This is a genomic window from Clostridium cuniculi (genome assembly GCF_004353185.1).
Taxonomy (GTDB): domain Bacteria; phylum Bacillota; class Clostridia; order Clostridiales; family Clostridiaceae; genus Clostridium; species Clostridium cuniculi.
Window position 1 is genome coordinate 94,170 of sequence record NZ_SMUS01000012.1, and the last position, 11,086, is coordinate 105,255.

An 11,086-nucleotide genomic window follows, 5' to 3' on the forward strand; every position below is an offset into this window, starting at 1 on the left:
GAGAAAAATATGAAATTAACAAGTGACTTTAAAACTAACTTAGAAACAATAAGAAAAGAACTCAATGTTGGAAAAACTTTCGATATACTTGAAAGAATTATTGATGTTCATAACACAAAATTTTATTGCTACTATATGGATGGCTTTGTAAAAGATACAAACATGGAATATGTACGTAGAGATATGTACAACTTAAAAGCTGACGATTTTAAAGAAATAACTTCAGCTAATGATCTTATTGAAAAAGCTCTTAGTTCTATAGAAGCTAGTACAGATACTGATTTAGATAATATCATAAAAGCTGTACTTTCAGGTCAATCTATTATGTTATGTGAAAAATTCCCTGAAGCAATAGTACTTGACTATAGGACTTATCCCTCAAGAGGTGTAGATGAACCTGATAAGGAAAAAGTTCTTCGTGGATCTCATGATGGTTTTGTTGAAACAATAGTTTTTAACACTGCCCTTATTAGAAGAAGAATTAGAGATCCAAAATTAGTTTTTGAAATGCATAGTATAGGCTCTATTTCTCAAACTGATATAGCTATTGGATATTTAGATAGTACCGTTGATAGAAAAACATTAAATAAAGTAAGAGAGCTAATTGAGAATATTGATTTAAAGTCTTTAACATTAGGTGATGAAAGCTTTATAGAATCTTTATGTCCTAAAGATAAGTTTAATCCATTTCCCAAAGCTAGATATACAGAAAGACCTGATGTAGCAGCCTCTGAAATAATTGAAGGAAAAATAGTAATATTAATTGATAATACTCCATCCGTTTTAATACTACCATCTAGTATATTTGATTTTATTCAATCTATAGATGATTATTACTTACCTTTTTTAACTGGTAACTACTTAAAGCTTTTAAGATTTGCAGTTTTATTTGTTAATATGTTTTTAACTCCTGTTTATGTATTATTAACAGATAATCCTCAATGGCTAACAGGTAAACTCAGCTTTTTATTACCTAAAGATCCTTATATATTGCCTATATTTATTCAATTTATATTAGCTGAATTTGCTATAGATGGATTAAAACTTGCATCACTTAATACGCCTAACTCCTTAGGAACATCTCTTTCTATTATAGGCGGTTTGATATTAGGTGATTATACTGTGCAAACTGGATGGTTTACTCCCCAAACAATCCTTTATATGTCAATAGTAGCTTTATCAAGTTTCGTTCAAACTAGCATAGAGTTAGGATTTGCTTTAAAGTTTTGTCGTATCATATTGCTATTTTTCACTGGATTATTTAGTACATGGGGATTTATATTTGGTTTAGTTATTAACTTAATTCTTCTAGTTACAACTAAAACAATTACAGGGGAAAAATATCTTTACCCTTTAATACCATTTAATTGGAATGCTCTTAAACATGTAATATTTAGATGTCGAAAAGAAGTAAATTCAAAAAAATAGATAATACAATTTGTATTATCTATTTTTTATCAAATATTATTTTAAATACTACTGAATTATCTTTAGATATAATCTTATAACTAATATTTTCATGCTTATCTAATATAGTTCTTACTATATAAAGTCCTAATCCAGTCCCTCCTGTTTTCCTATTTCTAGATTTATCAACCCTATAGAAAGCATTAAATATATTGTCAATTTGGTCATTAGGAATTGATACACCTGTGTTTTCAACAGTTAATTCATCACTAGTTAACTTTACAATAATGTTCTCCTTAACAGGTGAATGAGTAATTGCATTTTTAACTATATTAGTAATTACTTTTTTTATTAGCTTTTCATCTGCAATTACAAAAATCTCTTCATTAATATGAGTTTCTAAATTTAAACTCTTTTCATCAATAAAATATCTTAACTCCTTAACTACACAATTAGTAACTTTACTTATATTTACATTTGTAAAATTATATTTAAACTCACCATTCTCCCTTTCACTTAAATGTAGTATTTCCTGTACTAGCTCACTCATTTTTTGTATAACATCATAGGATTCTTTTAAATACTTATCCCTATCCTTATACTTTCCAATATTATAAATCATCCCTTCTAATTGTCCATTAATTATAGTAATAGGTGATTTTAACTCATGGGAAATTGTTGCAATAAATTCTCTTCTTTCCTTTTCCAATTTTCTTTCCATTTCTATTTCTTCTGTAAGCTGTGAATTCATTCTTTCTAGCTTATCAAAAGACTCTTTTAAGTTCCTATTCATTAAGTTTAGACTATTAGATAATTCACCTATTTCATCTTCACCATTTATTTCAATAATATTGTCAAAATCTAAATTTGCCATTTTCTTAGCAACCTTATTAATCTTAATCAATGGTCTACTTATTAAAAGAGCATAAAAACTAGCTATTGTAAAAGCAATAATTATAATTGCTATAATAGCAAATGGGAAAAATAAAACAATACTATCTGCCGCTTCATTTTCTGGGCTTATAGGAAAGTGTACTATCATATGATATATTTTATTTAAGCTTTTTATATAAACAGCTTCATCTATATTTAGACTTCCAGTTTTATTAATTAATTGATATACAAATTTTGCTGTATCTAAACTTCCATCTATCCTAAATTGCAACCCATATTTGCCAAATTCCTGAAATATTTCATACTTATTATTATATAAAAATGGTATATTGTTAGGAGAATTTGCTCCTTCTCTAAATGATGAATATAATATATCATCAATTAAATTATTTTTATCCTTACTTACTAAAATAATATCTATATTATTATTATAAGAAAAATCATCTAATAAATCATCTATATCTATATCCTTATCATCTGCTAGCTTAACCTTTAATTCTTGGATTCCTGATTTAACGCTCTTAACCTTATAAATCTCATAGACTCTTGGCATAAAGAAATATATGCATATGTATAGGAGTGTAAATGCTAATATTATTATTAAACTACTCCATATAAATAGCTTTTTCTTTATACTTAAGTTTTTCCATTTATTTTTCAAGAACATATCCTACACCTTTAATAGTTTTAATATAATCCTTTTTTATCTTCTTTCTTATATTTTTCATATGTGCATCTATAACTCTAGTATCTCCAAAGTAATCATAACCCCATATTTTTTCAATTAACTTTTCTCTAGAAACTACTGTTGGATAACTACTTATCATTAACTTTAATATATTAAACTCCTTTAAAGTTAATTCAATTTCCTCTTCCTCAACATAAGATTTAAATGTTTGTAACTCAAGCCTTAGTCCCTCAAACTTTAAAACTTCATCTTCAGATTTTTCCTTATTCTTTCTTCTTAAAACAGCCTCTACCCTTTTAATTAATATGTTAAATGAAAATGGCTTACTAATATAATCATCTGCCTTTAAGTCAAAACCTTTTATTTCACTTTCTTCATCACCTAGTGCTGTTAAAAATATTACTGAGACTTCCTTATCTATACTCTTTATCATTTTGCATAACGAATGTCCATCAAGCCTTGGCATCATTACATCTAAAATTACTAAGTCATATTCTCCTGATTTAAATTTTTCATATCCTTCTACCCCATCATTTGCTGTATCTACTATGTAATCTTGTGAGGATAGAAACTCTACTATTAATTCTTGTATTTGATTATCATCTTCTACCACTAAAATTTTGTAATTCATATTTTCCTCCAATAAGTTATATATATTTAATTTTACCATAATACTTACTTTTACATATTGAATTCATTTAAACTTCAGTTTCTTATATTTAATTTTTTTATATAAAACAACAATATACTATCCTACCTTATCTATTAAGTTTATTTTAAGGTTTATATATTAGAATACTTTTATATTTATACTACTTAAGGAGAACTATTGAAATTGAATATTATGAATAGAAAAAATAACAAATTAAATTTCTTAAAAAAATATTTATTATTTTATTTTCTAACTATACTAATAGCAATATTCTTAATTTGGAAATTTTATAATAACTGGAATTCAATCTATTTTAACACTCTAGAAAAAATCCCTACTTCTATCTCTACTTCTAATAGTAGATCAGTAAGTTATTTCACCTCTTCATCAGAAGAGCTCATTAATAAAATTACTACTTATAAGGCTACTATTAAAACCATTGAATTAAGCGAAGATGAACTTTCTTACTTTTCATCCTTATCCTATGAAGAGCGTTTAAGCTTTCTTTTTAATACTTCATACTCATTATCTGATAGAATTACTGCTTTTCTAGGTAGTGAAATAGACAATGTTGGACTAGTATATTATGATTTATCCTCTGATGAAACAATAAAAATAAATGAAGATTTAGAGTTTACTGCAGCTAGTACATATAAGGTTGGATTAAATCTTTTATTTTACTATCTTGCATCTCAAGGTGAGATTGATCTTAATACATATATTTCTTATAATTCATCTGACTATGAAGAGGGAACTGGAATCTTATATACTTATTCATCTATTGGTTCATATACAATACAAGAACTACTTGATTTATCAATAGTTTATTCAGATAATATAGCTACAAATATGCTTGGACGCTACTTAGGTGGACATGCTGTTGTAAGACAAAAACTTTATGATTTATTAGACATAGATTTTTCTGCAAAAGGTAATTATATAACTGCTGATTTAGAATTCAAAATATTAAAGTACATATACAAACATAAAAGTGATATTAATTTTTCTCACTTAATAGATATATTAACTAAAACTGAATTTCACGATAGATTAGATAAATATATTCCCCAAGAAATAGTTGCACATAAAGTAGGTAGCTATGACTCCTATATACATGATGTTGGAATAATACTTGATGATTCTCCATACATTCTAGTAATTTATACTTATGATTTAGAAAATGCAGAAGAAAAAATTGCTCAAATATCTAAAGCTATTTATGAAACTGCTAATTAATCCAGCTTTACAATATGTAAAATTTTGTTATATAATTTCTATATATAACCATTAATTCTTTCTATTAGGAGGCTAATAAATGAGTAACAAGAAGAAAAATAAAAAAACTCTTGCAGATGAAAAAGCTGAAAAATACTTATCATATGGTTCACTTATTGGTTTAGTTATTGGTCTAGTTATTGGAATTATAGCATTCTTATTAACTGATAATATGTTCTGGATGGCATTAGCTCCCATAATATTATTATTTGTTGGCTTAGGAATTGGCTCATATCTAAGTAAAAAGATAAAATCATCAAAAAAACATTCTTAATGAAAAAGGTGATTACTTAAAAATAATCACCTTCTACACTTACATATACTATTTATTTGTTATATTAGCGGTTTTCTCAACTTCAGTATTAGTAGTTTTCTCTACTTCAGCTGCAGCATTTGAAGCTATACCTTTAGTATTAATACTAGTACCGTTACTAATTTCATTATTGATCTGACTGATATCCTCAGATGCTTGATTTAAAGTATCTTTTATATTCTTAAATTTACCCATTAAAGTATCATATCCACCACATAAAATCACTTCTACTATTAATGAATTTATAAATAATATATACACAAATTCTACTGTTATATCAGCCTTTCCACTTGAAACTTGTACAATAATGAGATGTATAACTGCTAGAATAAAAGTATACAACTTTGTAGGTATTCTTTTTATTAAAGGTAAACTCTTTGTTGTAAATACTACTAACTCTACAGCCAGTAACGTCCCTGCAAATGATGAAAGGAAATTTTCAGTTACAAAATTAGTTATTTCCATATATTAATCATCTCCCACTACTTCTCTCCATACTATCAATAAATGCAATTATGTTGAGAAGTGATACTTTTATTTTTAAATACTCCTTTAAAACTCATATCTCCTTCTACATAATATAAGTATTTCAAAAAACTCTAGCTTACCATTTAAAATTATCATATGTTGTATTTGGAGGAGTATCTGATACTTTTTCATTTCTATCTAAGTTATCAATTTTTCTTATATCTTCCTCTGATAACTCAAAATTAAAAATATCAATATTATCAGTCATTCTTCCACAGTGTGATGACTTTGGAATAGGAATAATACCTTTTTGTATATGCCATCTTAAAGCTATTTGAGCAATACTCTTGTTATATTTTTCAGCTAAATCCATCATTAAAGGAACCTCTAATAATTGTCCCTTCATAATTGGACTCCATCCTATAACTTGTATCTTATAATTATTGCAATAATTAACTAATTCCTTTTGAGAAAAACATGGATGTATCTCAATTTGATTAACCATAGGCATTATTCTTGCTGTTTTTTTCAAGGCTTCTAAATGTCCTATTTTAAAGTTACTTACTCCAATGGCTCTAATTTTACCTAATTCATAAAGATCTTCAAATGCTCTCCAAGTTTCGCTATTCAATTCTGTTGGCCAATGTATTAATAGCAAATCTAAATAATCAATATCTAATTTTCTCATGGACTCCTCAAATGATTTTATTGCTTTATCATATCCATGACTATCATTCCAAACTTTTGTGGATAAAAATATATCTTCTCTGTTAACTCCACTTTCTTTAATTCCTTTACCTATCCCCTCTTCATTTCCATAAAAAGATGCCGTATCTATAAACCTATATCCTATCTTTAATGCACATTTAATAGCATCTATAGTTTCACTTTCATCTCCCAATTTATAAGTCCCAAATCCTATACTAGGTATAGTAATACCATTTAATAAAACCCTATAGCTATCCATAAACGCTCTCCCTATTTACCAAATATTTTGATATTATTATATAATAATCTATTACTACTATAATACTTATTAATTAAAACATTATTTAATGCTTTTTTTATTAATATTAATCATATCTTCAAAATAAATATAATTTATATCATCTATAAATTCTTCTATGTCAAAAATAAATTTATTTTCTAATAATAATGATATTATGAAGTCTCTACACCTACACTCTTCATTATCAAGTTTAATCTCTCTATCCTTCCAAGAGTTAGGCAAATTTCTTTCTATAGTGTTTTCTATTATTCTTTTACTGTGATATATTGAGGTTACAAAACTTATAAACCTTCTCTTATCTGGAGCTATTCTATTTAAGTAACAATCTATTTCATAATTTTCTTTAATCCTATTATAAAAGTTAATTATTTTATATAGGCTAACCATCCACTTATTTTCTTGAAACCTAGACATTTCTCTAAATTCATTGATTATTATTGATTTTCTTTCATCATCTAATTTATTATTCTGAAAATCTTTTAATTGCTTGTCCCACCATCTCATAATGAATTCTTTTTCTGGTAAAATACATCCATCTTCATATTCTGATATTAATGACTCTTGTTTATATATAGGAATATAATATTTCTCATTTAAAATCTTATAATAACTTATTTCTTTCTCATGAGAATCAATAATTAACTTTTCATATTTCCTATAGTTTTCTTTATACTTATAAATATTAATATTCCAAATAAATCCTATAGAATCAAGCTTATTAATGAATTCCTCATTTAATATATTCTTATTATAAAGAGTTCTTTGAAGGCTAACCCAACTATATAATCTTGAATATTCATCATCTTTAGGAACATTTAAATGACCATTAATTTCTTTAAATTTTAATAGACTTTCAAAGGATTCGTCCCAATTATAAGTAATTTTTCTTTCTATATTTTTTAACTGTAAAATAACATCTTCGTGCTCTTCATATAATGAAAGACGTATCTCTTCATCATATAATCCTATTTGTCTTCTATAAAGATTATTCCTTTCATTTGCTTCTTCTAGCTTCTTTCTAAAGTTAACAAGTTCTAAATTATCTATATTGTCTACAAAATCAAATACAATAGGATTTTTATCTATTGCATCTGCTGTAAGACAACGTCCTAACTGTTGATAATATACACTTGGAGATTTAGTATTTCTAAGCATAACTATTCCAGTTATATTGTTAATGTGTATACCCTCATTAAGTTTACTTATAGCAAAAAGGAGCTTAAGTTCATTTTCACTATTTTCACATTCAAAAGCAGATAAATTTTCTTTATTTTTTGTATTAGTTGAAGTTATAATAAAATCATTTACTTTGAAGTTCTCATTTAATGCACTTTTAAACCACTGAATAACTTCATCTTTCATTTCTTTCAAATGCTTATTATTTTCGCAAAAAACTATGAACTTTAATTTTTTGCTATTAGGTAAATGTTTTTTTATTATACTTTCAACTCTACTTTCCTTTTCCCATTTACTTATATATATATTAAGCTCTTCTATATATCTTTTCTTATCTGCCAATGATATGTTCAACTTCTTCATTAATTTAAGCTTTTTATCAATTTCCTTATCTAAATCATACATTGCCGAAACATAAATAGGCATAGGTAAAATCTTTCTAACTATTGCTTCAGAAAGACTTATTGGAGTAGTTGAATTTCCATAAAACAACTCATTAATCATATCTCTATTATTATCTAAGAATCTAATTGGAGTTGCTGAGAGCCCTACAACCTTAGCAGTATTATTTGCATGCAATACATATTTAACAGCTTTTCCCCAACTTACTGCTCCAGCTCTATGTAATTCATCTAAAATAACTAAATCAACATCTAAGTTTTCTAATTTTCCTTTTGAATATAAAGAAGAAAATTTACTATAAGTATAAAATTTACAATTAGTAATACTCCATGGTGCTATTAATTTTAATCTATCTAATATTTCGTTAGTAGGTGCTAAAACAATAGATTTTTTCTCTCTATAATCAAATAAAAGTTGAAGTATAATAAAACTTTTTCCTGTTCCTGTTGCATTCGGAACTGCTACTCTATTATTATTTTCTAAAATAGCTTTAACTTCTTTATAGGTATATCTATTATGAGGCTTTAAATCAGGTAATAGTATTCCAGTCTTACTTTTTTCAGTATAGTTATTTATCAATTCTTTTACATAATCAAAATCCTCTAATGACATGCTTGTCCTGTTAAACATATTTGCATTTTCTACATATCCATTTAAAGAAATTATCATAAAGTATTTGCATTTATATTTTTTACCACTTTCTTTTTCAAATTTTAATAATTCTTCAACAATATCGTGATTACCTAAAGGTCTCATAGTATTCTTTGCTTGTATTATCCAAACTGTCTTATTAGGATTATCTGGTCTAGATAGTATTATATCTGCTCCACCATCATGAGAGCCACCATTTATAGTTGCTATATATCCATTTCCTTCAAATAAAAATGCTAAATACTCTTCAAATACCCTTCCCTTTATAAGCTTATCTATAAAATTAAGTTTTTTCTTTATTAAATCTACCTTTTTCTCATATGTTAATTCTTTTAACTCTTTTAATATATTTTTAATATTTTTCATTTTCTACGTCTTACTCCTAAATGCAGCTAATTATATATTAAATATAAATTATAATTCTTAATAAATATAGCCTTTAAGCCATTTTTCTATGATTTAAAAATTTAATTTATACGCATACTAAATATTAGAAAGGAGATGAAACTATGAAGACATGGGTTAAATCTTTAATAGTAGTTATTATTATACTGATAATAATTGCAATTCCTATGATATCAAGCTATAACAATCTAGTTACCTTAGAACAAGATGTCAATGTTGCTGAATCAAATATTGACACACAACTTCAAAGACGTTCTGATTTAATTCCAAACTTAGTAAATACAGTAAAAGGATATGCCTCTCAAGAAAAAGATATTTTTACTGAAATTGCTGATGCAAGAAGTAAATTAGCTGGTGCTAATAATATTACTGAACAAGCTAATGCAGATAGTGAATTAAGTAGTGCTCTTTCAAGATTATTATTAGTTGTTGAAAATTATCCTGACTTAAAGTCAAATCAAAACTTTCAAGACCTTTCCATACAACTAGAAGGTACTGAAAATAGAATTGCTATAGCAAGGCAAGATTATAACACTGCTGCTACAACATATAATACAAAAGTTAAAAGTTTTCCTACAAAAATAGTTGCATCATTATTTGGTTTTCAAGAAAAACCTTTGTATAAGGCTACTGAAGGTGCACAACAAGTACCTGAAGTTAACTTCTCAAGTTAAAAATTATGAAAAATTTAAAAAGTAAACTTAAAGCTTTTACTTTATTTTTATTATTACTATTATGCAGTGTGTATTACATACCTAATGCTAGCAGTAATTATCCAACCCCAACCAATTTAAAATATATTAATGATTATACTAACACAATTAATAATGATTATAAGAAAAAAATTGTTTCAATAGGCAAAGAGCTAGAAGATAAAACAGGCGCTCAAGCTGTAATTGTAGTAATTGATTCCACTAATAATATTCCTATTGAAGATTATAGCAATAAACTTTTTAGAACTTGGGGAATAGGAGAAAGTGAACAAGACAATGGCCTTCTTATATTATTAGCCATTAATGATAGGCAATATAGAGTTGAAGTAGGTCGTGGACTTGAAGGTACTATTCCTGATGCCTTAAGCAATAGAGTTATGGAATCTTTAGCTAAACCACTCTTCTCCCAAGGAAATTATGGAGAAGGTCTTTTAAATAGCTATAGTAAATTTTGTGATTATATCGCTGAAGAATATGGAGTTACATTAGAGAAATCATTAAATATTGAACTACCCTCTGAAACACAGTCAACCACCTCTAAAAATAAAAATTTAGGTTTTATTGGAATTGGATTTCTAATTTTAATATTTTTAGATCTAATTTTTAATAGAGGTCGTATTATGTCAACACTATTACAATTACTATTTTGGAATAATTTCTTTAATGGTGGAAGACGTGGTGGTGGTGGATTTGGTGGTGGTTCTGGCCCTGGTGGCGGATTTGGTGGATTTGGCGGTGGCTCATCTAATGGTGGTGGCTCATCAGGAAATTGGTAGATAAATATAAAATAAAGGAGCTGTCGCAATAGCGGGTAAAAAAATCCGCTAGCAATAGCTCTTTTTCTATATTTTCAAAAAAATAATTGTACATTTTCGATTAAAATCAAATTGAATATAAAAATAGACGCACTTAAATAAGCCTAATGAAAAAAGGCTTTAAAAAATTAAATTATGCAGTTTTCTTTAATTCAAATAAATGCTTACCAGTTCGGTTAGCCTGTATTTTGTTATGCAATTTATTTATATTATGAGCT

At 26.5% G+C, this 11,086-nt stretch carries 10 protein-coding genes; 5 read left to right on the forward strand and 5 right to left on the reverse strand.

Going from position 1 to position 11,086, the window contains the following annotated elements; translation table 11 throughout:
• Positions 1 to 9 precede the first annotated feature (9 nt).
• On the forward strand, positions 10 to 1,428 hold the full coding sequence (locus EJJ37_RS08180; protein ID WP_133015113.1) for a spore germination protein: 1,419 nt from the start codon (positions 10 to 12) through the stop codon (positions 1,426 to 1,428).
• 19 nt (positions 1,429 to 1,447) lie between these two features.
• Here the strand turns inward: EJJ37_RS08180 and EJJ37_RS08185 are convergent, their stop codons facing one another.
• Complete coding sequence (locus tag EJJ37_RS08185; protein ID WP_166484711.1) at positions 1,448 to 2,962, reverse strand: sensor histidine kinase; 1,515 nt, start codon at positions 2,960 to 2,962, stop codon at positions 1,448 to 1,450.
• A complete protein-coding gene (locus EJJ37_RS08190; RefSeq protein ID WP_133015115.1) occupies positions 2,952 to 3,620 on the reverse strand; it encodes a response regulator transcription factor in 669 nt (222 codons plus the stop codon). The genes EJJ37_RS08185 and EJJ37_RS08190 overlap by 11 nt, the downstream gene beginning before the upstream one ends.
• 198 nt (positions 3,621 to 3,818) lie before the next feature.
• On the opposite strand from EJJ37_RS08190, the gene EJJ37_RS08195 reads away from it, so the two are divergent.
• Together EJJ37_RS08195 and EJJ37_RS08200 are read left to right on the forward strand one after the other, a co-directional pair.
• Positions 3,819 to 4,877: a serine hydrolase gene (locus EJJ37_RS08195; protein WP_133015116.1), complete on the forward strand. Its 1,059-nt coding sequence runs from the start codon at positions 3,819 to 3,821 to the stop codon at positions 4,875 to 4,877.
• 79 nt (positions 4,878 to 4,956) lie between these two features.
• Entirely contained in the window at positions 4,957 to 5,190 is a 234-nt protein-coding gene (locus EJJ37_RS08200; protein ID WP_133015117.1) for a hypothetical protein, read from the forward strand.
• A gap of 48 nt (positions 5,191 to 5,238) precedes the next feature.
• Here the strand turns inward: EJJ37_RS08200 and EJJ37_RS08205 are convergent, their stop codons facing one another.
• The 3 genes from EJJ37_RS08205 to EJJ37_RS08215 all read right to left on the reverse strand — a co-directional run bounded on the left by EJJ37_RS08205 (position 5,239) and on the right by EJJ37_RS08215 (position 9,301).
• Positions 5,239 to 5,694 carry a hypothetical protein gene (locus EJJ37_RS08205; RefSeq protein WP_133015118.1) on the reverse strand — a complete coding sequence of 152 codons (456 nt, stop codon included), beginning with the start codon at positions 5,692 to 5,694 and terminating at the stop codon, positions 5,239 to 5,241.
• Positions 5,695 to 5,833: 139 nt separating this feature from the next.
• Positions 5,834 to 6,664, reverse strand: a complete 831-nt coding sequence (locus tag EJJ37_RS08210) for an aldo/keto reductase (RefSeq protein WP_133015119.1) — start codon at positions 6,662 to 6,664, stop codon at positions 5,834 to 5,836.
• 81 nt (positions 6,665 to 6,745) lie between these two features.
• On the reverse strand, positions 6,746 to 9,301 hold the full coding sequence (locus EJJ37_RS08215; RefSeq protein ID WP_133015120.1) for a Helicase associated domain protein: 2,556 nt from the start codon (positions 9,299 to 9,301) through the stop codon (positions 6,746 to 6,748).
• 143 nt (positions 9,302 to 9,444) lie between these two features.
• Here EJJ37_RS08215 and EJJ37_RS08220 point away from each other — a divergent pair, with 143 nt between their 5' ends.
• The gene (locus EJJ37_RS08220) at positions 9,445 to 10,014 is read left to right on the forward strand and encodes a LemA family protein (protein ID WP_133015121.1); all 570 of its coding nucleotides are present in this window, start codon (positions 9,445 to 9,447) and stop codon (positions 10,012 to 10,014) included.
• A 5-nt stretch (positions 10,015 to 10,019) separates the two neighbouring features.
• Positions 10,020 to 10,829 (forward strand): TPM domain-containing protein, encoded by an 810-nt coding sequence (locus EJJ37_RS08225; protein ID WP_133015122.1) that lies wholly within the window; start codon positions 10,020 to 10,022, stop codon positions 10,827 to 10,829.
• Positions 10,830 to 11,086: the final 257 nt, after the last annotated feature.

Coding starts and splice junctions, on each gene's coding strand:
- EJJ37_RS08210 (WP_133015119.1), bottom strand. CDS start 6,664: ATGGATAGCTATAGGGTTTTATTAAATGGTATTACTATACCTAGTATA.
- EJJ37_RS08200 (WP_133015117.1), top strand. CDS start 4,957: ATGAGTAACAAGAAGAAAAATAAAAAAACTCTTGCAGATGAAAAAGCT.
- EJJ37_RS08225 (WP_133015122.1), top strand. CDS start 10,020: ATGAAAAATTTAAAAAGTAAACTTAAAGCTTTTACTTTATTTTTATTA.
- EJJ37_RS08180 (WP_133015113.1), top strand. CDS start 10: ATGAAATTAACAAGTGACTTTAAAACTAACTTAGAAACAATAAGAAAA.
- EJJ37_RS08220 (WP_133015121.1), top strand. CDS start 9,445: ATGAAGACATGGGTTAAATCTTTAATAGTAGTTATTATTATACTGATA.
- EJJ37_RS08215 (WP_133015120.1), bottom strand. CDS start 9,301: ATGAAAAATATTAAAAATATATTAAAAGAGTTAAAAGAATTAACATAT.
- EJJ37_RS08190 (WP_133015115.1), bottom strand. CDS start 3,620: ATGAATTACAAAATTTTAGTGGTAGAAGATGATAATCAAATACAAGAA.
- EJJ37_RS08205 (WP_133015118.1), bottom strand. CDS start 5,694: ATGGAAATAACTAATTTTGTAACTGAAAATTTCCTTTCATCATTTGCA.